The sequence below is a fragment of the Stenotrophomonas sp. MH181796 genome, assembly GCF_009659995.1.
Classification (GTDB): domain Bacteria; phylum Pseudomonadota; class Gammaproteobacteria; order Xanthomonadales; family Xanthomonadaceae; genus Stenotrophomonas; species Stenotrophomonas riyadhensis.
This window is the reverse complement of the sequence record NZ_RAHU01000005.1, coordinates 243,819-265,688: the sequence shown is the minus strand read 5'-3', so window position 1 is coordinate 265,688 and position 21,870 is coordinate 243,819. Positions and strand designations below refer to the sequence as shown.

General features: G+C 66.2%; 17 protein-coding genes. 4 read left to right on the top strand and 13 right to left on the bottom strand.

Going from position 1 to position 21,870, the window contains the following annotated elements:
- Nucleotides 1-44: 44 nt before the first annotated feature.
- Complete coding sequence (locus D5301_RS14175) at nt 45-1,028, top strand: hypothetical protein (RefSeq protein WP_153856008.1); 984 nt, start codon at nt 45-47, stop codon at nt 1,026-1,028.
- A gap of 13 nt (nt 1,029-1,041) precedes the next feature.
- Here the strand turns inward: D5301_RS14175 and D5301_RS14170 are convergent, their stop codons facing one another.
- The 3 genes from D5301_RS14170 to D5301_RS14160 all read right to left on the bottom strand — a co-directional run bounded on the left by D5301_RS14170 (nt 1,042) and on the right by D5301_RS14160 (nt 4,523).
- Entirely contained in the window at nt 1,042-1,362 is a 321-nt protein-coding gene (locus D5301_RS14170) for a hypothetical protein (protein WP_110712790.1), read from the bottom strand.
- A 199-nt stretch (nt 1,363-1,561) separates the two neighbouring features.
- Nucleotides 1,562-4,024 carry a prolyl oligopeptidase family serine peptidase gene (locus D5301_RS14165; RefSeq protein WP_153856007.1) on the bottom strand — a complete coding sequence of 821 codons (2,463 nt, stop codon included), beginning with the start codon at nt 4,022-4,024 and terminating at the stop codon, nt 1,562-1,564.
- A 169-nt stretch (nt 4,025-4,193) separates the two neighbouring features.
- Entirely contained in the window at nt 4,194-4,523 is a 330-nt protein-coding gene (locus D5301_RS14160; RefSeq protein WP_153856006.1) for a hypothetical protein, read from the bottom strand.
- 456 nt (nt 4,524-4,979) lie between these two features.
- On the opposite strand from D5301_RS14160, the gene D5301_RS14155 reads away from it, so the two are divergent.
- Together D5301_RS14155 and D5301_RS14150 are read left to right on the top strand one after the other, a co-directional pair.
- Entirely contained in the window at nt 4,980-5,756 is a 777-nt protein-coding gene (locus tag D5301_RS14155; RefSeq protein ID WP_153856005.1) for a HipA family kinase, read from the top strand.
- Nucleotides 5,734-6,126: a DUF3037 domain-containing protein gene (locus tag D5301_RS14150; RefSeq protein WP_005417377.1), complete on the top strand. Its 393-nt coding sequence runs from the start codon at nt 5,734-5,736 to the stop codon at nt 6,124-6,126. Before D5301_RS14155 ends, D5301_RS14150 begins: the two co-directional genes overlap by 23 nt.
- A 16-nt stretch (nt 6,127-6,142) precedes the next feature.
- Here D5301_RS14150 and D5301_RS14145 read toward each other — a convergent pair whose 3' ends face one another.
- From D5301_RS14145 to D5301_RS14135, 3 genes are all read right to left on the bottom strand, one after another.
- On the bottom strand, nt 6,143-7,573 hold the full coding sequence (locus D5301_RS14145) for a serine hydrolase domain-containing protein (protein ID WP_153856004.1): 1,431 nt from the start codon (nt 7,571-7,573) through the stop codon (nt 6,143-6,145).
- Between the two features lie 63 nt (nt 7,574-7,636).
- Nucleotides 7,637-8,185 (bottom strand): DUF4952 domain-containing protein, encoded by a 549-nt coding sequence (locus D5301_RS14140; protein ID WP_324187327.1) that lies wholly within the window; start codon nt 8,183-8,185, stop codon nt 7,637-7,639.
- A 12-nt stretch (nt 8,186-8,197) separates the two neighbouring features.
- Entirely contained in the window at nt 8,198-9,103 is a 906-nt protein-coding gene (locus tag D5301_RS14135; RefSeq protein WP_153856003.1) for a LysR substrate-binding domain-containing protein, read from the bottom strand.
- Nucleotides 9,104-9,221: 118 nt separating this feature from the next.
- Here D5301_RS14135 and D5301_RS14130 point away from each other — a divergent pair, with 118 nt between their 5' ends.
- The gene (locus D5301_RS14130) at nt 9,222-10,211 is read left to right on the top strand and encodes a zinc-dependent alcohol dehydrogenase family protein (RefSeq protein WP_153856002.1); all 990 of its coding nucleotides are present in this window, start codon (nt 9,222-9,224) and stop codon (nt 10,209-10,211) included.
- Nucleotides 10,212-10,254: 43 nt separating this feature from the next.
- Here D5301_RS14130 and D5301_RS14125 read toward each other — a convergent pair whose 3' ends face one another.
- From D5301_RS14125 to ligA, 7 genes are all read right to left on the bottom strand, one after another.
- Nucleotides 10,255-12,783: a membrane-bound PQQ-dependent dehydrogenase, glucose/quinate/shikimate family gene (locus D5301_RS14125; protein ID WP_153856001.1), complete on the bottom strand. Its 2,529-nt coding sequence runs from the start codon at nt 12,781-12,783 to the stop codon at nt 10,255-10,257.
- Nucleotides 12,784-12,914: 131 nt separating this feature from the next.
- A complete protein-coding gene (gyrA, locus tag D5301_RS14120) occupies nt 12,915-15,629 on the bottom strand; it encodes a DNA gyrase subunit A (protein WP_153856000.1) in 2,715 nt (904 codons plus the stop codon).
- A 218-nt stretch (nt 15,630-15,847) separates the two neighbouring features.
- Complete coding sequence (gene mtnA / locus D5301_RS14115; RefSeq protein WP_110712800.1) at nt 15,848-16,912, bottom strand: S-methyl-5-thioribose-1-phosphate isomerase; 1,065 nt, start codon at nt 16,910-16,912, stop codon at nt 15,848-15,850.
- 47 nt (nt 16,913-16,959) lie between these two features.
- Nucleotides 16,960-17,688 (bottom strand): DUF3011 domain-containing protein, encoded by a 729-nt coding sequence (locus D5301_RS14110; RefSeq protein ID WP_110712801.1) that lies wholly within the window; start codon nt 17,686-17,688, stop codon nt 16,960-16,962.
- A 139-nt stretch (nt 17,689-17,827) separates the two neighbouring features.
- Entirely contained in the window at nt 17,828-18,784 is a 957-nt protein-coding gene (gene epmA, locus D5301_RS14105; RefSeq protein ID WP_164161251.1) for an EF-P lysine aminoacylase EpmA, read from the bottom strand.
- Nucleotides 18,781-19,266: a GNAT family N-acetyltransferase gene (locus tag D5301_RS14100; RefSeq protein ID WP_153855999.1), complete on the bottom strand. Its 486-nt coding sequence runs from the start codon at nt 19,264-19,266 to the stop codon at nt 18,781-18,783. Before D5301_RS14100 ends, epmA begins: the two co-directional genes overlap by 4 nt.
- 49 nt (nt 19,267-19,315) lie before the next feature.
- Nucleotides 19,316-21,787 carry an NAD-dependent DNA ligase LigA gene (ligA, locus tag D5301_RS14095; RefSeq protein ID WP_248860615.1) on the bottom strand — a complete coding sequence of 824 codons (2,472 nt, stop codon included), beginning with the start codon at nt 21,785-21,787 and terminating at the stop codon, nt 19,316-19,318.
- Between the last annotated feature and the right edge of the window lie 83 nt (nt 21,788-21,870).

Genomic DNA, 21,870 nt, shown 5'->3' with positions numbered 1-21,870 from the left:
CAGACTCGCTTCGGCACCTGCCATGGAAGATGGAGCACCGCACGATGATGATCGTTCCCGCGTACTGGGCCGAAGCCCGTCTGCAGGCCCGCTTCCGCGGCCGGCCGGTGGTCGTGCGCCGCTTCGGCTGGTCCGACGAAAGCCCTGCCGAAGCTCAGGCGCACGCCGACCGCCGTGCCAACGAAGCGCTCAACGCCATCCTTGCAGGGCAGGCGCTGCCGCGCCGCGAAGTGCGCAGCAACTACGGCGTGGAGGGGGTGCCGATCCGCGAGCAGATCGTACGGCGCGACGGCGATGTCATCATCACCCGCAACAGCTACGGGGCGCTGTGCCTGAACACACCGGACGTACTGTTTGCCGACATCGACCATGCGCAACCACCCGCGGGTTGCGTGATGCCCGCTCTCATCGCCGCGGTGCTGCTGTTCGCTGGCGCCATCATCGGCACCCTGCTGTGGCACTGGCTGGTGGGACTGGTATTGGGTGTGGCGGCCGTGGTGCTGGTGAACACCGCGATGCTGATGCAGCGCAAGCGCCGCCTGGCCGCAGCCGGCGGCGCCGAAGGCGTGGCCCTGCAGCGGGTCGCGGCCTTCAGCGAACAGCATCCGGAGTGGCACCTGCGCACCTACCGCACGCCGGCTGGCCTGCGCGTGCTCGCCATGCATGCCACGTTCTCGCCCGAGGACGAGCAGCTGCAGGCGTTCTTCAAGGCACTGGGCACCGACCCCCTGTACGCACGCATGTGCCGGCTGCAGCACTGCTTCCGTGCGCGACTGACCCCGAAGCCGTGGCGCGTGGGCCTGAAGTACCGCATCCGCCCGCCGGTGGCCGCGTGGTCAGCCGAACAGGCCAACAACCCGGATCGACTGGCCTGGATTGCCGAGTACGAAAAGAAGAGCGCCGGCTTCGCGGCCTGCGCCTATCTGCGCAGCTTCGGTGATGCCACCCAGGTGAATGCCAAGGCCGAGCACGTGCGCGAGCTGCATGATCGTTTGGCGCACGCGCAGGACCGTTTACCGCTGGCGTGAGTGCGGCAGACGCTCAGTCAGCGCCCTGCACGAACGGCTGCCCTGCCAGGGTAGTGCCCAGCCGCACCGCGACCTGCTGTTCGCCCTTTTCAAACGTCGTTGCGCACTGCTTTCCGCCTTTCTGGCATCCGACTTCGGGAAAGCCTTCCAGTGACTCCGGCGCGCCCTGCGCCGGCTTCGCCTGCCAGCCGGCGGCGTCCAGCAGGCGCTTGGCCTTGGCGTAAGGCATGCCGGCGATGATCCCCAGCTGCGCCAGCTCGGCAGGCAGCGGCTGAGCACTTGCAGTTGAGACCAGGACCAACGACAACGCTGCAGCAAGAAGGATGGCTTTCATTGCATCGACCCGGGACGGACTTACACGATCAGACTAGACCATTTTCATGGCCTGCGAATGTGCCGGTAACACGTCGTTACCGAGTCTCCACAGTTGATTGCAGAGCACTTCAATCTGTTTACAGGCAAACAAGCAACCGAGCACGGGCTCGGCTCTACAGGATGCAGGAAGGCCGCCCTGAGGCGGCCTTCCTGTGCCCTTACTTTGCGTTCTTCACGTAGGTGTCGAACCAGTTAAGCATCTCCGACACCAGCTGCTCGTTGGACTCCAGCGCGGTGTACCAGTGCGGTTCGTTCGGCAGCATCACCAGGCGGGTGGTGCCGCCGTTGCCACGAATGGCCTGGTACAGCTTGCGTGACTGGAACGGCTCGGTGCCCGGGTTGGCGTCGTCCTCACCATGGACCAGCAGCAGCGGCAGCTTGATCTTGTCGGCGTAGAAGAACGGCGAGGCCTTCAGGTACACGTCCTGCGCCTGCCACACCGAGCGACGCTCGTTCTGGAAGCCGAACGGGGTGAAGGTCTTGTTGTACGAACCGCTGGTCGCCACGCCGGCCTTGAACAGGTTGGTGTGCGCGATCAGGTTGGCGGTCATCAGGCCGCCGTGGCTGTGACCGGTCACGCCAATGCGGTTGCGGTCGACCACGCCCATGTCCACGGCCTTGTCCACGGCCGCCTTGGCGTCGGCTTCCAGCTGCTCCAGGTAGGTGTCGTAGGCGTTCTTCGGGTCACCCACGATCGGGAACGAGGCGTTGTCGATGATCGCGTAGCCGGCCAGCAGCATCAGGCGGTACGGCTGCAGACGGGTGAAGGTCTGCTGCGAACCGGACACCTGCCCCGCCTGCGCGGCGTTGGCGAAGTCGGCCGGGTAGGCGTACAGGATCGCCGGCACGCGCTGGCCTTCCTTGTAGCCCGGCGGCGTGTACAGGGTGAACGACAGGTCCACGCCGTCGGCACGTTTGTAGGTCACCAACTGCTTCTTGATCTGGCGCACTTCCGGGGTCGGGTCGACCAGTTTGGTCAGCGCGGTCGTGGTCGACGCGAACTGCGCCTCGCCGGCCTTCGCATCGGCCACTGACTCACCCTGCTGACGGATGAAGGCGTTCGGCGGATCGATCACCGACTGGTGCCAGGTCAGGTAGCGGCCCGGCGTGTTGCTGAAACCGAGGAACTGTTCGTAGGCATCGGCACTGCTGCGGAACAGACGCTCGCTCTTCAGCGTGCCCAGGTCCAGGCGGTCCAGGAACGGGCGGTCGCCCTGCGGTGAGGCGCCACGGCCGCTGAGGAACACATGGTTGCCGTCCTGGCGCACGACCTGCGCGCCATTCGGCAAACGCGTGAAGACCAGGTTGCCGGGGTTGCCGTACAGCTCATCGCTGGACATGTCCCACAGCAGGCGACCTTCCTTCTTCGGCTGGTCCACGTCGACGACGCGGGTCTGCATCCAATGACGGTTCTCGTCGTTCTCGTACTGGAAGGCCACGGCCGGATCGGCGGTCCACGCGAAGCCCTCAAAACGCTGCGCGGTGCGCGTGATTTCGGTCGGCTTGCCGTTGAACGGTGCCTTCAGCATCAGCACGCGATCGCGATGCGGCACGCTGACCTTCCAGTCGCCCTTGTCCAGCGCTTCGGCATAGACCAGGGTGGCCGGATCGGTGGCACGCCAGTCGAAACCGCGCGGGCCTTCCGGCACGCCGTGCACCGGCACGCGGTCGGCCAGCGGCAGGCTGGCGATCGGTGTGCTGCGGCCGTTGCTGATATCCAGCACCGCCACATCATTGGCGAAGCGCTGGTAGGTCACGGCATGCGAGTACGGTGCCTTGATCGACTCGGTCAGCACATGCACGCCATCGGGCGCGGCGCTGACCTCGTTGAACAGCGCCGGCTGCCCCACCGGGCGCACGCTGCCCGCGGCGGTATCGACCACGGCCAGCTGCGAGGCACCGTAGTAGGCGAACAGCTTTTCGTCATGCACGCTGGTCAGCGTGTCGCGGGCCTCGTAGGTGCTGCTTTCGCCGCTGCTGCCCAGCGACTCCTGCGCATCCGGACCGGTCGGCACACCACCATTGGACGGCGCCGGGCCCTGGTTGGCCGGCACCAGTTTCACCAGCAGGTTGTGGCTGCCGCCCAGCCACTGCACGGTGTTGCCGAAGATCGGGTTCAGCTGCACGTTCGGCACCTGCTTCACCTGGCCGGTGGCGGCATCGCCGACCCACAGCTGCACGCTGGTATCGACCGCGTTCTGGAAGGCGAAATGGCTGCCGTCGGCCGACCACAGCGCGCCGGTGGCGCAGCCCTGCGGCAGGTTGACCTTGGTTTCCTTGCCGCTGCCGATATCAACCAGGGTGAAGTCGGCCACGCAGGCCGGAATGCCATAGCCACCGGGGGTGTCATGGCGGCTGCGGTTCTTCGGCTCCAGGCGCACACCGGCCAGCTTCAGGTAGGGCTGGGCCACGCGGCTGATCGACGGGTAGGTCTGCGCGGTGGTCAGCAGCAGGCGTTGGCCGCCCGGGGCCACGTTCGGTGCCGGCGGCGGCGGTGCCTTCAGCACCTTGAGCAGGTGTTCCGGCGGCTTCGCGTAATCAGCGAAGGCCGGGCCAGCGGCCAGCAGGCCGACGGTGGCAACGGCAACAGCCGCCGCCAGAGAGGTTCGACGGATCAGCATCCTTATCCCCTGGGGTGTGAATGGGCGCCCGAGGACGGGCAAGGGCCCGAATCTAGCACCGCAGGAGGCAACGGGAATGGGCCGGAAGGACTAGTGGCCGGATGGGGCAAAGTGGGACGCACGCGGAGAGGCCGGCGATGGGCCGGCCCCTGCCAGACGTGGTCTGTCATCACTGCTGGGCGTGCAGGTCCCAGGCCGTCAGGTAATCGGGGTCGACCACGATCATGCCACTGTTGCGCATGCGGTACTCGCCGGGCTCGGCCCGCTGGTACTGGTCGAGCATGGGCGGCAGGTAACGCTCATGACCATCGCCTTCGTCGGCCAGTACCACGCCTTCGTCGGCACTGATGCGCAGCACGGTGCCCGCGTACTGCTCCAGACCCTGCACCTGGCCGTCGCCACCATAGCGGGTGACACCGACCAGCACGACCTTGCCGATCATTTCCTCGGCCTTGGCATCGTCCAGTGGGGGCAGCATGGGATTGAATTCGTCGCTCATCGGTGCACCTCCAAAGCCTGTGGGGATAGCGTGGATTCGGCGGCCCCACGTTGCCAGCGTCGACGGCAACGCAGGGATCTCTCTTGGGGCGCAAGTCCCTGGATCGCAGGACCAACCGGGCAACACCGGGGCGCGATGGGTGAAAGGTGTCTGGGACTGCGGGGGACGGCCATCCGTACCGATGGCGTGACCGTGTCAGGTCAAGGTCAACACCACGCGTTGCGTTGCATACACGGTGAAGCGTGACAGCTGCACTGTAGCGGCATGAGGGCCTCCTGTTGAAGGTCACACGCGGGTGTGTTGCTCCGTTGGAACGAATGCTGCCACTCTGCGCGGAAGGAACAAGTGAAGATTGCGGGCGACCTGTAAAAGGTGGTTCGCGTGGTACCCGTTCATTAAGCTGGCGCCCCGCTCTGCTGAGGCACGCCTGCCCCGGCGCCACGCTAGAATGCGCCCATGCGCACCGTACATGCCCTCCGCTACATCACCCCCTTGCGGGAAGGTGGCTCTCTGCCCGCCGTGGTCGAGACCGATGACGACGGCATGGCCGTGCTGAAGTTCCGTGGCGCCGGCCAGGGCCCGAAGGCACTGATCGCCGAGCTGATTGCCGGCGAAATGGCACGTGCGCTGGGCCTGCCGATTCCGGAAATCCTGTTCGTCGAACTGGACCGCGAGTTCGCCCGCACCGAGCCGGACCCGGAAATCCAGGAACTGATCCGCGCCAGCGAAGGCCTGAACCTGGGCCTGGACTACCTGCCCGGTGCGATCAACTACGACCCGGCAGCAATGCCGGTGGACGCCGACCTGGCCTCGCGCATCGTCTGGTTCGATGCATTCACCAGTAATGTCGATCGCACCACGCGCAATCCCAATCTGATGGTGTGGCACCGCAGGCTGTACCTGATCGATCACGGCGCGGCGATGTACTTCCATCACGACTGGGCCAACGCCGGAGATGCCTGCGAGAAGCCCTTCATACTGATCCGTGACCATGTGCTGCTGTCGTTCGCCAGCCGCATCGCCGAGGTGGATGCCGAACTGGCCGCCCGCCTGACCGATGCCGAGATCGAGCGGATCGTCGGCCTGGTGCCGGACAGCTGGCTGGTCAACGAGCCGGCATTCGACAGCCCGCAGGCCTATCGCCAAGGCTACATCGATTATCTCAAGCACCGCCTGAAGGTTCGTGCGGTGTTCGTGCAGGAGGCCATCCGTGCCCACGCTGCACACGTATGACTATGCAGTCATCCGCGTGGTACCGCGGGTGGAACGCGAAGAGTTCATCAATGTCGGGGTGATCGTCTCCTGCCCGGGCGCGCGTCATCTGGAGGCGGCCATCGAAATCGATCCGGCACGCCTGCACGCGTTCGCGCCGGCGCTGGACCAGGACGCGTTGCAACCGTGGCTGGATGCGATCGTGGCAATCTGCCGCGGTGATGCCAGCGCCGGGCCGATCGCGCAGCTGCCGGCGCGCGCGCGCTTCCATTTCCTCACCGCCAAGCGCAGCTCGGTCGTGCAGATGTCGAGCACGCATGTCGGTCGCACGGCAGACCCGGCGGGTGTGGTGGAACACCTGATGACGAAGATGGTGCGTGTGCCGGAATGACCGGCACGCATCGCGATCAAAGCGGCACCCGTCGCGCGATGTAGTTGACCACGTTACCGATCGCATCCGGATCGACATTGGCCAGCCCAACGATCACATAGCCCTGTGCAGGCAGCACCACGATGGCACTGTTGGAGCCGGGCGCACCGCCTTCATGGCCGTACTGGTGCTCCCTGCCCTCGCCCTGCACCACGAAACCATAGCCGTACCAGCCCTTGTGGTTCTGCGCCGTGGTGGCCTGCTGCAGCAATGCAGGTGAGACCAGTTTTCCGCTTTGTAGCGCCTCGGCGAACTTCATCATGTCGCCTACCGTGCTGTAACCACCACCGGCCGACATGCCGCGCCAGGGCAGCGACTTCGTTTCGCGCATCCATTGCCCATCCTGCTTCGTGTAGGCGACGGCACGCTGTGGCACCGTCACTGTTTCCGGCTCGAAGCCGGTGCCGGTCATGCCTGCCGGGCGCAGGATGTGTTGCTCCACATAGGCGTAGTACGACTGCCCGGAGACGGCCTCGATGATCCGCCCAAGCACGATGAAGCCATAGTTGGAATAGCTGTCCTGGCTGCCAGGCGTGAACTGCGGCGCATCCTTGGCGAAGCGCTGCACGTAATCATCCAGCGTCTTCAGCGAGGCCGAATACTGATCGAAATCATCACCGAAAAAATCGCCCAGACCGCTGGTGTGGGTCAACAGCTGGCGAACGGTCACCTCATCGGCAACGGCCTTGTTCGGATAGTCCGGCAGGTGCCTGCCGATCGTATCGTCCAGCCCCACCGTGCCGGCCTGCACCAGCTGCAGGAGGGCCACGGCGGTGAACATCTTGTTGGACGAGGCCAACCGGAAGCGTGTGCCCGCATCCACCGGAATCCCGCCTTCGCGATCCGCCTCGCCACCGCGCCAGTCCAGCAGCACCTCGCCGTTACGTGCCACCAGCAATGCGCCCGACAGCGCGTCCTGTGCACGCAGTGCCTCCAGCTTCGTTTCGGCATCCGCCATCAGGGCAGGCAACGCAACACGCCCTGGCTTGTACTTGTCCGGCGTTTCAGTACCTTCGATCTGGAACTGCTTCAGGTGCGCCGGATTGTCCGGGTCCATGCTGGCCGTCACCCACATCGCGCGTTCGTTCAGCTGGCCCAGCACCAGCAGCTTCGCCCGGTTGGGCGTGCTCTGGATTGTTTCCAGTACGCGCAGTGGGCCGGTACTCCCGCGGAACTCGAGATAGTCCCTGGGGCCGCTGCCCTCCTTCTTCGCGTAGGTATCGGCGAATGCCTGCAGATCCTCGAGGCTGCCGGCATTGAAGGCTGCCAGCCAGTCATCGATGGCGTCCTGCGCACGTGGATGTGCACGCTCGGCAGAGGTTGCGCCTACTGCTGGAAAAACCGGGGTAGCCATCAGAACCGAACAGGCCAGCGCATTGCAGAGAAACAAACGTCCAACCGCCTTCATGGCCGTTCCTTTGCGGGATCCTTGGATGCATCCTAGACCAAGGCTGCGTCCGCCGCATCGGCGCTAGGGACTCTGGCGAAACACCTCAACCGTTACATTGAATGCCTCGATGCGATGCCATTCACTCTGCGCGTGCGGCAGGGATTCCACGCCCATGCCGATCTGGTACCTCACCGCGTCCGGACCTTCGCGCCAGTAATAGGGTTCACCGCTGCTCCAGCCACAGCAGACGTAACGCAACGCCGGCAGGCCGAACGTTGCGTGCAGGAAGGCTTCGATCTTCGCTGCCCCGGCACCCGCAACCCGGTAGTGGGCTTCCATCGGCTTGATGTAGGACGCATCGTCCTGACTGCAGCCGATGTATTCCAGTCCCTCTGGTTTCCGTCCCATTGCCTGCAGGAAGTCCTGGCAGACCGTGTCAGGTCGGGCCAGGCCTTCAGTACGACCGCGTGCTTCCCACTCCGCCAGCGCCTGTGCTGGATGCTCGGCAGCTGGCAATCCGGTGGTGAGCAGCAATGCGGGCAGCACCAAGGGCAGAACGCGCGCGGCACGTTGTGGCCAATGAAACGACATGAGGGCGCGATCCTTCGCAGTTGATGGCAACCATGCCACCCGATGGCCTCGCTATCGCCGCGCCATGCTCTGTTCGCTGAATCGCGCCACGCAGAAGTCCAGGAAGCTGCGCAGCTTGGGCGTCAGCTGGCGGTCGCGCGGATACACCAGGTTGATCCACGTCGATACCGGCACATGGTCCGGCAGCACTTCCACCAGTTCACCACGCGCCAGTGCGGCGGCAAGCATTTCGTAGGGCTGCAGGATCAATCCCAGCCCTCCCACGGCCGCAGTCAACAGCGGTTCGGCCTGGTTGACCATGAAGCGGCTGGACACCGGTACGGTCAGCACGCTGCCATCGACATCGCGGAAACTCCAGCGCGTGCGGATGACCGAATGCGCGAAGCCCAGGCACTCGTGCCGGCTCAGGTCATCGGGATGGGTAATGGCCGGGCGCGAGGCCAGATAGTCCGGCGAGGCACACAGGACCAGTGGATACGGCCCCAGCCGTCGTGCCACCAGCCCGCTGTCGGCCAGGTCACCGGTACGGAACACCAGGTCGTAGCCGTCCTCGACGATGTCCACCAGGCTGTTGGACAGGTTCAGATCGACCTGCACGTCCGGGTACTGTTGCATGTAAGCCACCACCGCCGGGCCCAGCGCGTGCACGCCGAAGGTGACCGGCGCACTGATGCGCAGGCGCCCCATCGGCCGCCCGCGCGCCACTTCAGCCAGCTGCTCGGCCCCCTCCACTTCCTCCAGGATCACCCGCGCCCGCGCCAGGTAGGCCTGGCCGAAGTCGGTCAGGCTCTGCTTGCGCGTGGTGCGGTTGAGCAGGCGCACGCCCAGGTGGAGTTCCAGCGACTGCACGTGTTTGCCGACCAGCTGCGGCGACAGGTCCAGCGCGTCGGCAGCAGCGGCGAAGGAGCCGACCTCGGCCACTTTCACGAAGGTACGCAGGGGAGCGATCAGGTCCATTGCAAACAATTGTTTTTCAATGAAACCCAAGATTACCCCTTATTCTGGATGCAGGCCACGCGCACAGTAGGCCTCACCTTTCCGCCGGCCTCAGCGCTGGCCTTGTCCAGGAGCCCCCATGAGCCAGATTGTCCGCATCCACGAATACGGTAACGCCGATGTACTGCGCATCGACAACATCGACGTTCCCGCCCCCGCCGCCGACGAAGTCCAGATCCGGGTCAAGGCCATCGGCCTGAACCGCGCCGAGGTGATGTTCCGCAACGGCGCCTACCTGCAGGAGGCGCAGTTCCCCAGTCGCCTCGGCTACGAAGCGGCCGGTGTGGTCGAAGCCGTCGGCAGTGCCGTGAGCGGATTCACCGCGGGCGATGCGGTCAGCGTGGTGCCGCCACTGGATATCGCGCGCTGGGGCACCTACGGCGAACTGGCCAACGTGCCGGCACGACTGGTGGTCAAGCATCCGCAGGCATTGGACTTTGAAACGGCCGCCGCAGTGTGGATGCAGTACGTCACCGCCTGGGGGGCGCTGTTGGAGCAGGCGCACTTGTCCGCCGGAGATTTCGTCATCATCACCGCTGCCAGCAGCAGCGTCGGACTGGCCGCGATCCAGATCGCCAACGCGGTGGGCGCCACGCCGATCGCGGTAACGCGAGGCCCGGGCAAGCGCCAGGCCCTGCTCGACGCCGGTGCCGCCCATGTCATCGCCACCCAGGAACAGGATCTGGTGGCCGACGTCGCGCGCATCACCGGCGGTGCCGGCGCCCGCGTGGTGTTCGATCCGATCGGTGGCCCGCAGTTCGTACCGCTGACCGAAGCCATGGCGCGTGGCGGCATCCTGCTGGAGTACGGCGCGCTGAGCAGTGAACCCACCCCGTTCCCGTTGTTCAACGTGCTGGGCAAGTCACTGACGCTGAAGGGTTACCTGTACTCGGAAATCGTCTCCGACGATGCCGCGCTGGCACGTGCCAAGGCCTTCATCGTCAACGGCCTGGACCAGGGCACGCTGGCGCCGAAGATCGCCAAGGTATTCCCGTTCACGCAGATCCAGGACGCACACCGTTACCTGGAATCGAACGAGCAGATCGGCAAGGTGGTAGTGACGGTGTGATCCAGCGTCATGCAACGGGGGCGGCCCACCGCCTCCCTTGCGGTTACCTCGGCAACGCAAACGCCATCACGTAATCGCCGTTCGGGGTTTCCATGAAATGGTGGCCGCCGGCCATGATCACCACGTACTGGCGCCCGCCCTGCTCGTACACCATCGGGTTGGCCTGGCCACCGGCAGGCAGCTTGGCGTGCCACAGTTCCTTGCCGGTCTTCAGGTCGATGGCACGCAGCAGATCATCGGTGGCGGCGGCGATGAAGATCAGGCCGCTGGCGGTCACCACCGAGCCGCCATTGTTCGGCGTGCCGATCTCGATCGGCAGGCCGGAGCGGATGCCGAAGGGTCCATTGCCACGTGCACTGCCGAACGGGCGGTCCCACAGCAGTTTGCCGGTGCGCAGGTCGATGGCACGGATGCCACCATAGGGCGGCTGCTTGCACAGCAGACCGGTGAACGGCAGGCGCCAACCGGCATTGACCTGGATGGCATAGGGCGTGCCCACCTGTGGGTCGCCCGCGCCCTCAGCGCCGCCCTTGTCGAACCGGATCTTTTCGCGCGGCAGCCAACCCAGGCGATCGGCCTCGGCACGCGGCACCAGTCGGTTGTAGTTGGGCATGTCGTTGTAGTTGGCCACGATCACGCCACGACGCGTATCGATGGACACGCTGCCCCAGTCCGAGCCGCCGTTGTAGCCGGGGTACTCGATGGAATGGCGGTCACTGCTCGGCGGTGTGTAGAAACCTTCGTAGTAGGCCTTGCGGAACTGGATGCGGCAGACCAGCTGGTCGATCGGGCTGATGCCCCACATGTCGCGCTCGGTCAGCTCATGCTCGCGGCGCAACGTGTGATACAGCGAGAACAGTTGCGTGGGCGAGCGCTGCTCGGGTTCAACACCACCGATGGGCACCTTGCGCTCCTCGGCAGCACTCAGCAACTGGCCGTTGCGGCGGTCGAGGATGTAGATGTCGCCCTGTTTGGTCGGCAGCAGGATCGCCGGCACTTTGCCGGCAGCGGTCGGGTAATCGATCAGGCTGGCCTGCGAACCCAGGTCGTAATCCCACACGTCCTTGCGCACCGCCTGGAAATGCCAGGCCGGCTTGCCGGTGGCCACGTCGATCGCCACCAGCGAGGTCGAGTAGCGATTCTGGTTTTCCGTGCGCGAGCCGCTCCAGTAGTCGCCTGCGGAGTTGCCCAGCGGCAGGTAGACCAGGCCCAGCGCCTCATCACCGGTGGCGGTGGTCCACATGTTGGGCGTGCCGCGCGTATAGGTCTGCTCGCGCGGTGGCAGACCGCTGCGCTCGGGCTGGTCCATGTCCCACGCCCAGCGCAGCTTGCCGGTGATGGCATCGTAGGCCTGGATCACACCCGACGGCGCATCGCGGCGCTGCCCGTCCAGCACCTGGTGACCGGTCACGATCACGCCACGCACGATGGCCGGTGGCGAGGTGATCGACACGTAACCCGGTGGCACCTCGCCCATGCCCAGGGTGATGTCGACCTGGCCGTTGTTGCCGAAGTTGGCGCAGGGACGGCCGCTGTCCGCATCCACCGCGATGATGCGGCCGTCCAGCGTGCCTTCGATGATGCGCGCCCAGCAGGCCGGACGGGTGCCCGGCGCAGCACTGCGGGTGACGCTGAGCGGCGGTTCCGGCAACGCCAGATCGGCCGCGGCATCGGCCAGCGTGGCATCGGCAAGGACCGGCATGCTGGGCTGCTCGTAGTAGCTCACCCCACGGCAGGCGGCGGTGTACGGGATCGAAGCGTCCTTCACCTTGGGGTCGAAGCGCCACAGCTCCTTGCCACTGGCGGCATCGAGCGCGATCAGGCGGTTGCGCGCGGTGCACAGGTACAGGCGGTCGCCGATCTTCAGCGGCGTGGTTTCCGCGCCCCAGCGCTTCTTCGGCATATCCCCGGTGCGGAACTGCCAGGCCGGTTGCAACGTGGCCACATTGGCTGGCGTGATCTGCTGCAACGGCGAGTAGCGGGTGCCCGCATTGCTGCGTCCCCACGCAGGCCAGTCGCCATCCGCGGGCTGGTCGGCCGGCTGCAGGCCCGTGGTATCGCGCGTAGGTTCCAGTCCGGCACTGACTGCGCCTTCCGGGAACGGCTGGTGCCCGTCCACTTCGCCGTGCGGCGCGAACGCCAATCCGAAGGCGGCCACGAACACCAGCATCAGCACGCCCGCCGTGCTGCGCGACAGGCGTTTTGAAACCGGCTCGCGCAGGGTCGGCGCCAGCAGCGCCAGCACGATGCCGAGCGCGGTCACCAGCCCGAGCCGCGGTACCCAGCGCCAGTAGTCGCTGCCCGATTCCCACCAGGTCCACAGCAACGTGCCGATGAACACCAGCGCGTACAGCAGCGCGCCGCTGCGGCGGTTGCCGAACAACAGGATGCCACTGACCAGCAGGCCGAGCCCGGCAATGGCGTAGTACGCCGATCCCCCCAGGCTGAGCAGCCACGCACCCAGGCCGCCGATGGCCAGGCCGAGCACGACCAGCAGCAGCGACAGCACGGTAACGAGGGGATGCCGGGAAGCGCGGACGGGGGCAGTAGCGGACTGCGGCGTGGCGGACATCGTCGATCTCCGGGGGCAGCATGCGCCGTTATCCCACCGCCGACGTGAAGCGCGCGCGTATGTGCGGCACCCGGATACGACGACGCCGGCACAGGGCCGGCGTCGTCGGGTACCTCAACCTGATGGCAGGATCACTCCTGCGCGGCGTCCTCGCTGCTGGCAGCAGCCGGGGTGCCGTCGGTCGCGGCCGGGGTGGCGACAGCCACCTCGTCCTCGTCCTCGTCGATCGAGGCATCCATGCGCTCCACCGCCTGCAGCTTCTCGTCCTTGGACAGGCGGATCAGGGTCACGCCCTGGGTGTTGCGGCCGACGCGGCTGATTTCCGAGCCACGCGTACGCACCAGGGTGCCGCCATCGGAGATCAGCAGGACTTCGTCGCCGGAGCCCATCAGCACCGCGGCGACCAGCTTGCCGTTGCGCTCGGTGGTCTGGATGCCGATCACGCCCTGCGTACCACGGCCCTTGCGCGGGTAGTCCGGCAGCGGGGTGCGCTTGCCGTAGCCGTTCTCGGTGGCGGTGAGGATGTACTGCACGCTGGCGTCATCGGCGCCGTCGATCACCGCATCGCCATTGGCGGCGGCTTCCTCGACGCCGTTGTCGTCCTCGTTGTCGTCCTCGATGCCACCGGCACTTTCGGCCACGATCAGGCTGACCACTTCCTCGCCGGCCGGCATCTTGATGCCGCGCACGCCGGTGGCGGTACGGCCCATCGAGCGGACCTTGTCTTCACCGAAGCGCACGGTCTTGCCGTTGGAGGCGAACAGCAGGATGTCACGCTCGCCATCGGTCAGGCCGACGCCGACCAGGGCATCGCCCTCGTCCAGGTTGATCGCGATCTTGCCGCGGGCCAGACGGAAGGCAAACTCGCCCAGCGGGGTCTTCTTGACCGTACCGTTCTTGGTGGCGAAGAACACGAACTGGCCATCGGCGTATTCACGTACCGGCAGCACGGCCTGAACGCGTTCGCCCGGCTCCAGCGGGATCCAGTTGATGATCGGACGGCCGCGGGCATTCGAACCGGCTTCGGGCAGCTGGTACACCGGCAGCCAGAACACCTTGCCCGAGCTGGTGAAGGTCAGCAGCGTATCGTGCGTGTTGACCAGCCACAGCTGTTCGATGAAATCCTCTTCCTTGGTCGCTGCCGCACTGCGGCCACGGCCACCACGACGCTGTGCGCGGTACACGCTCACCGGCTGCCGCTTCACGTAACCGGCATGCGACACGGTGACCACCACGTCTTCCGGCGCGATCAGGTCGAGGATGTCCAGGTCTTCTTCGCTGTGGCGGATTTCGGTACGACGCTCGTCGCCGAACTCGGCCTTGACGTTGACCAGCTCCTCGCGGATCACCTGCAGCAGGCGGTCGGGATCTTCCAGGATGTGGATCAGCCCGGCGATCACTTCCAGCAGCTGCTTGTACTCGTCGGTCAGGCGGTCCTGCTCCAGCCCGGTCAGGCGGTGCAGGCGCATTTCCAGGATCTGGGTGGCCTGGATCTCGGTCAGCTGGTAGCCGCCCTCGATCAGGCCCACGCCCTTGGGCAGGTCTTCCGGACGCGAGGCTTCGGCACCGGCGGCACCCAGCATCGCACCGACCAGGCCCGGCTCCCACACGCGCGCCAGCATGCGCTCGCGTGCTTCATTCGGGTTCGGCGAGGTCTTGATCAGCTCGATCATCTCGTCGATGTTGGCCAGCGCAACGGTCAGGCCTTCCAGCACGTGGGCACGGGCGCGCGCCTTGCGCAGCTCGAACACGGTGCGGCGGGTGACCACTTCGCGACGGTGGCGGACGAACGCCTCGAGCATCTGCTTGAGGTTCATCAACTGCGGGCGGCCATCGACCAGCGCCACCATGTTGATGCCGAACACCGATTCCATCTGCGTCTGCTGGTACAGGTTGTTCAGCACAACCTCGGCAGATTCACCGCGCTTGATCTCGATGTAGATGCGCATGCCGTCCTTGTCGGACTCATCGCGCAGCTCGCTGATGCCTTCGATCTTCTTTTCCTTGACCAGCTCGGCGATCTTTTCGATCAGACGCGCCTTGTTCACCTGGTAAGGAATTTCAGTGACGATGATCGATTCGCGACCGTTGTCGGCCACTTCGATATCGGCCTTGGCACGGATGCGCACGCGGCCACGGCCGGTGCGGTAGCCGGCGACGATGCCGGCGGTACCATTGATGATGCCGGCAGTCGGGAAATCCGGGCCCGGGATGTACTCCATCAGGCCGTCGACATCGATTTCCGGATTATCGATCAGCGCGATGCAGGCGTTGATCGATTCGCTCAGGTTGTGCGGCGGGATGTTGGTGGCCATGCCCACCGCGATACCAGCCGAACCATTGACCAGCAGGTTCGGGAACCGGGTCGGCATGACCGTCGGCTCCAGTTCCTTCTCGTCGTAGTTGGGCTGGAAATCGACGGTTTCCTTGTCGATGTCGGCCATCAGCTCATGCGCGAGGCGCGACATGCGCGCTTCGGTGTATCGCATCGCCGCGGCGGAGTCGCCATCGATCGAGCCGAAGTTACCCTGGCCATCGACCAGCATGTAACGCAGCGAGAACGGCTGTGCCAGGCGCACCAGCGTGTCGTACACCGACTGATCGCCATGCGGGTGGTACTTACCGATGACGTCACCGACGATACGCGCCGACTTGAAGTAGGGCTTGTTGCTGTGCGCGTTGAGTTCGTTCATCGCGAACAGCACGCGGCGATGCACCGGCTTGAGGCCATCGCGCGCATCCGGGAGCGCGCGACCCACGATCACGCTCATCGCGTAATCGAGGTAGCTCTTGCGCATCTCGTCTTCCAGGTTGACCTGGATGATTTCCTTGGCGTTTTCTGCCATTCGGGTTCCGTTGTCTGGTAGCGGTCCAGTCCGGCGCAGCCCTCTGCGGGAGGGGGTCGTGCCGGAACCTCGATTCAACCTGTGGATACTACCACAACAGGCCGTTTCCCGCCTCCCTTTACGGAGATTTTACCGGCACAAATCAGGAACTTAGAGGGTTGCCGGCCAGCGGCCGGCACTACCGGGGGCGGAGGTCACGCTGCCCCTTTCCCTGTGCCTCAACCGCCGAAGGCGGCGCGCATGTTCTCGGTGGTCGGGTTCAGGATCACCCCGCGCTCGGTCACGATGGCGTCGATCAGCTCGCCCGGGGTGACGTCGAACACCGGGTTCCAGGCGGCAATGCCCTCGGCCACGGTGCGGGTACCGCCCACGCCGTAGAGTTCGCCCGGATCACGCTGCTCGATCTCGATCTGGCTGCCATCCACGGTCTCCATGTCCACGGTCGAGGACGGCGCCACCACCATGAATTTGACACCGTGGTGGCGGGCGGCGATGGCCAGCTGGTAGGTACCGATCTTGTTGGCGGTATCGCCGTTGGCGCAGATGCGGTCTGCACCGACGATCACCCATTGCACCGCACCGGTCTTCATCAGGTGCGAGGCGGCGGAATCGGCGATCAGGGTGGCGTCGATGCCATCCTGCTGCAGTTCCCATACGGTCAGACGTGCGCCCTGCAGCCACGGACGGGTCTCGCCGGCGAACACGCGGGCGATGCGGTGCTGGGCCATGCCGGCACGGATCACGCCCAGTGCGGTGCCGAAGCCGGCGGTGGCCAGCGAGCCGGTGTTGCAGTGGGTCAGCACGCCACTGCCGGCCTCGATCAGGCCCGCGCCCAGCGCGCCCATGTGGCGGTTGGCGGCCAGGTCTTCCTCGGCGATGGCCTGCGCTTCCGCTTCCAGCAACGTCTTCCAGTCGGCGCCGGCGGCGTTCAGGCAGCGGCGCATGCGTGCCAGCGCCCAGGCCAGATTGACGGCGGTCGGGCGCGATGCGTTGAGGCGCTGCAGCGCCGGTTCCAGCTGCTGCAATGCATGCGCCCCATCGGCGGCCTGCACGTCACGTGCGGCCAGCACCACGCCCCAGGCCGCGGCAATGCCGATCGCCGGCGCACCGCGCACGGTCAGCGCGTGGATGGCGGCGGCAACCTCGTCACTGTCATGGCAGACCACATGCTCGACCACGAACGGCAGCTTGCGCTGGTCCAGCAGTTGCAGGGCATCGCCGGTCCACAGGATCGGGCGGATGTGGTCGTAACGGGCGTAGTCGATGTCAGAGGCAGTGTTCATGGGCCCATTGTAGGGCCACGCCCCACGTGGTTGGAGCCCGCCCGGACTCAATTCACCGAGAATTCGGCGCGGCAGCCGCCATCCACCCAGATCCCGTTGCGGTTCCAGCCCCAGGTGCTGCCTTCCTCGCACGGCGTGCTGGACAGCTGCTCGGAGACGACGGCACCGACCGAGATGCTGGCCCCGCAGAACCGGCGCTTCTTCGACTTCGATTCGCAGGTCAGCCGGCGTGGCACATCGACGAAGCGGCCGTCATCGTCGGCCACCTCGAAATCTCCCTGGCAGCCGCGGCTGGTCCAGACTTCGTTGCGCTTGTAGCCCCAGCCCTGCCCTTCCCGGCATGGCAGTGCCGACAGCTGCCGCAACAGACGCACGGGGGCACCGTCGAGGCGCACCGGGCAGCTCTGCGGACGACCATTGGATTCGCAGCGCACCACGCGGCGGACCAGGCGCTTGCCTTCGTTCGCGGCCGCTGCGGCACCCGCGGCACGGCGCGCGCGGAACTCGGCGCGGCAGCCCAGGGTGACCCACACGCCACTACGGTCGGTGCCCCACTCGCTGCCACGGATACAGCTGCTGTTGGAGAGCTGGCGCACAAGATCGACGCCGTTGCTGACATCGATATCGCAATGCACCCAGCCCATGTCGCGCGATTCGCAGGTCACCACTTCGCCGTCATAACCCACCTGCTGGGCAGACGCCGACGACGGCAGCCAGGCACCCCACAACGCAATGGAGTAGACCGGTACCGCGACGACCGCAAACCACTTGACCAATGCCTTCCCCAACAGGAGTGGACGAATTCCGATGCCAGTGTCCCGCATCTGCCGTGATAAGAGCATCATCCTGCTTACCGAAGCAAGCACGGAAACGCGGCAATCCGTTCAGTCTTCGATATTCAGAAAACCGCGAAGATCAGGCGTGGGCGAAGTCATAGGCCAACACGTCGGCGATGCGCGGCGTGCGATTCATCGCCATCAGCAGCCGGTCCACGCCCACCGCCACGCCGGCGCAGGCCGGCATCGAGGGCAGCGCAGCCAGCAAGGCTTCGTCCAGCGCCGGCTGCACCTGGCCGCGTTCGTGGCGGCGCTGCAGGTCACGCTGGAAGCGCGTGCGCTGCTCCTGCGCGTCGTTCAGTTCGTGATAGCCGTTGGCCAGCTCCACCGCGCCCAGATACAGCTCGAAACGCTCGGCCAGCGGCGGCGTGCCGGCACGGATGCGGGCCAGCGCCGCCTGGCTGGCCGGCCAGTCGTGGACCACGGTCATCACCGCGTCATCGAAGTGCGGCTGGATGCGGTGGGTCATCAGCAGATCCAGCCAATCGTCGCGGGTCAGCCCGACCGGGTCGATGTGCACCTCGCCCAGCGCGTTACGCAGCGCGGTCTCATCGGCCTCGAACGGGTCCACGTCCACATGCTGCTGGAACAGCTCGCGGTAGCTGAGCACGCGCAGGGTCGCACTGCGCCCGACCAGGGCCAGCGCCTGGCCGACCAGCTCGGCGGTCTCCTGCACCAACCGGTGGTGGTCCCAGCCGACCCGATACCACTCCAGCATGGTGAATTCCGGGTTGTGGCGGCCGCCGGCCTCGCCGTTGCGGAACACCCTGCCCAGTTCGTAGCAGTCGCCCACGCCTGCCGCCAGCAGTCGCTTGAGCGGATACTCCGGCGACGTGCGCAGCCAACGGCGACGGCCACCGGCATCGACATGCCCGGTGAAATCGGTATGGAAGCTGTCGATGTTCGGCTCGGTGTTGCCTGCCACCGACAGGATCGGTGTTTCCACCTCCAGCACATCGCGCTCGGCGAAGAAGCGGCGCACCAGCGCATTGAGTGCGGCACGCTGCTGCAGCGCGCGCAGCAGGGCCTCGCTCACAGGATGCCCTCCGGGCGCGGATGATCCAGCGGCAGGGTCAGCAGATCGCGGGTGTCATCGATGTAGCCACTGGCCAGGTACAGGCGCCGGGCCAGTTCGTTGTGGTGGTTCACTTCCAGCCGCAGACGGCTGACGCCACGCCCGCGAGCGCGCTGTTCGCAGATGGCCAGCGCCTGCTTGCCGCGGCCGCGGCCGCGCGCGCGGTGGCTCAGGTACAGCTCATCCAGCAGCATGAAGTGGCCGCCCTGCTCCAGGCTGAAGCCCATCGCGATCACCGCGTAGCCGACCACCTCGCCTGCCTCGTCCAGCCACAGCAGCACTTCGCCATTGCGCGGGTCGGCCAGCAGCGCATCCACGCCGCGACGCACGCGCGCATCATCGAAGTCGATCCTGTCTTCGGCGTAGAACTCGCGCATCAACGCGATCAACAGGTCCTCGTCGGCACGGGTGGCCAGGCGGAAATCCAGCGGGGCGGTCTGCATCGGTGTTCCTTTGTCTTTCATGCCGGGCGCGAGGCACCCGGCGGGGTCATCATTCGTGCTCGGCAAGGTAGGCCAGCAGGCGGTCTTCGTCCCACACCGGCACGCCCAGCGATTGCGCCTTGTCCAGCTTGGAGCCGGCCTCGGTACCGGCCACCACGAAGCTGGTCTTCTTCGACACGCTGCCGGAAACCTTGGCACCCAGCGCTTCCAGGCGTTCCTTGGCGGCATCGCGGGTGAGCTGGGCCAGGGTGCCGGTCAGCACCACGGTCTGACCATCCAGCGGGCCGGCCACGATCTCGGCCAGCGCCGGCGCCTTGGCCAGGATCTGCTGCATCGCCTTCTCGGCCGCCAGCAGCATCACACCATGGCCATCGGCATCAAGCCACTCAGCCAGGCCGCGTGCAGTGTCGTCCGGCAGGCCGGCGTTGACGAACTGGCCATGCTCGGCATCCAGCACCGCCTGAGCGCCCGGCAACGCAGCCACCAGCTTCTCCGCACGCAGGCGGGTGATGCCGGGGATTTCCGATTCGACCAGCAGTTGCGCCAGATCCAGGCCCTCGCGCAGCTTGGCGCTGGGCGCATGCACATCACTGATGCGCACCTGGCCGACCTGCAGCAGGTCATCGATGGCCTGCTGGTTGCCCTGCTGCTCGAAGAAGTGGCCAAGCGAACGCGCCACTTCACCGCCGATGTCCGGCACACGCTTGAACAACGGCCATGGCAGGTGGCGGATCAGCTCCAGGTCACCGAACCACTGCGCCAGCGCCTTGGCGGTGCTCTCGCCCACGTGCTCGATGCCAAGCGCGAACAGCAGGCGCTCCAGCGTGGCCGCACGGCTGGCGTCGATCGCCGCGATCAGGTTGTCGGCCCACTTGGTGGCGATCTTCTTCGTGTTCCATTCGAAGCTGGCCGGCTGTGCCAGCGCCTGTGCGCGCCAGCCCGGATCGTTGCCATCCAGCCTGAGCACCGCATTGAGCACCGCACCACTGCCTTCGGCGGGCAGGTGCAGCTTCAGCGCAGCGGCCAGTGCCGACGGATCCTCGGCATCCAGCACCAGCTTCAGGTGCAGCAGCTGGTCGCGGTTGAGGCGATACAGATCAGCCACGCTCCTGACGATGCCGGCGTCAACCAGGGTTTCGATGTACTTGTCGCCGAGGCCGTCGATATCCATTGCACGACGCGAAGCAAAATGGGCGATGGCCTCCTTGCGCTGCGCCGGGCAGGACAGCTCGCCCGAGCAGCGCCACGCCGCCGCACCTTCCTCGCGCACGATCTCCGAGCCGCACACCGGGCAGCGCGTCGGCATCTGCCACGGCGTGGTGCCCTGCGGGCGGCGGTCGAGAATGACGCTGACCACTTCCGGAATCACGTCACCGGCGCGGCGCACGATCACGCTGTCGCCCACGCGCACATCCAGGCGTGCGATCTGGTCGGCGTTGTGCAGCGTGGCATTGGACACGATCACGCCGGCCACCGCCACCGGCGCCAGTCGCGCGACCGGTGTGGCGGCACCGGTGCGGCCGATCTGGATCTCGATCGCCTCCACCGTGGTGCTCTGTTCCTGCGCGGGGAATTTGTGCGCGATGGCCCAGCGCGGCGCGCGCGAAACGAAGCCCATCGCCTGCTGGCCGGCACGGTCATCCAGCTTGTACACCACGCCATCGATATCAAACGGCAGGCCATCGCGGCGCTCACCGATGTCGCGGTAGTAGCCCAGCAGGCCGTCGGTGCCTTCCACCACCTTGCACAGCTCACTGACCGGGAAGCCCCAGGCACCAAGCTGGGCCAGTGTGCCCGAATGAGTATCCGGCAGCTCGCCGCCCTGCACTTCGCCAGTGCCGTAGGCGAAGAAACTCAGCCTGCGCTGCGCACTGATCTTCGGGTCGAGCTGGCGCAGCGAACCGGCGGCGGCATTGCGCGGGTTGGCCAACACCTTGCCGCCCTGCAGCCGCGCACGTTCGTTGTAGGCCTCGAAGTCGGCGCGGGCCATGTAGACCTCGCCGCGCACCTCCAGCACATCCGGCCAGTCCTTGCCGTGCAGGCGCTTGGGAATGTCACCGATCTCGCGCAGGTTGGCGGTCACGTCCTCGCCGGTACTGCCATCGCCACGGGTCGCGCCCAACACGAAATGCCCGTCTTCGTAGCGCAGGCTGATCGCCAGGCCGTCCATCTTCGGCTCGGCCGAGAACCGCAGGCTGCGACGACCCAGGCGCTCATCGATGCGGCGCACGAAATCGGCCACCTCCTCATCGCTGAAAGCATTGGACAGCGACAGCATCGGCACCGCGTGGCGCACTTCCGGGAAGCGGCCGGAGGGGCGCGCACCGACCTGCTGGGTCGGGCTGTCGGCACGGGCCAGTTCCGGGTGCTCGCGCTCCAGCGCTTCCAGCTCGCGCACCATCCGGTCGTAGTCGACGTCGGGGATCTCCGGCGCGTCCAGCTCGTGATAGGCGCGGTTGGCCTGGGCGATCTGCCGGCGAAGGTCTTCGGCGCGTTCGGCGGGGCTGGGGCTCATCGGGATCCGGTGGTTCTGGGATGGCCGGGGATTCTACCGCGCCCGGCTGTCAGCCCCTGTAACGCCACCGCCTTTTGTAGAGTCGAGCC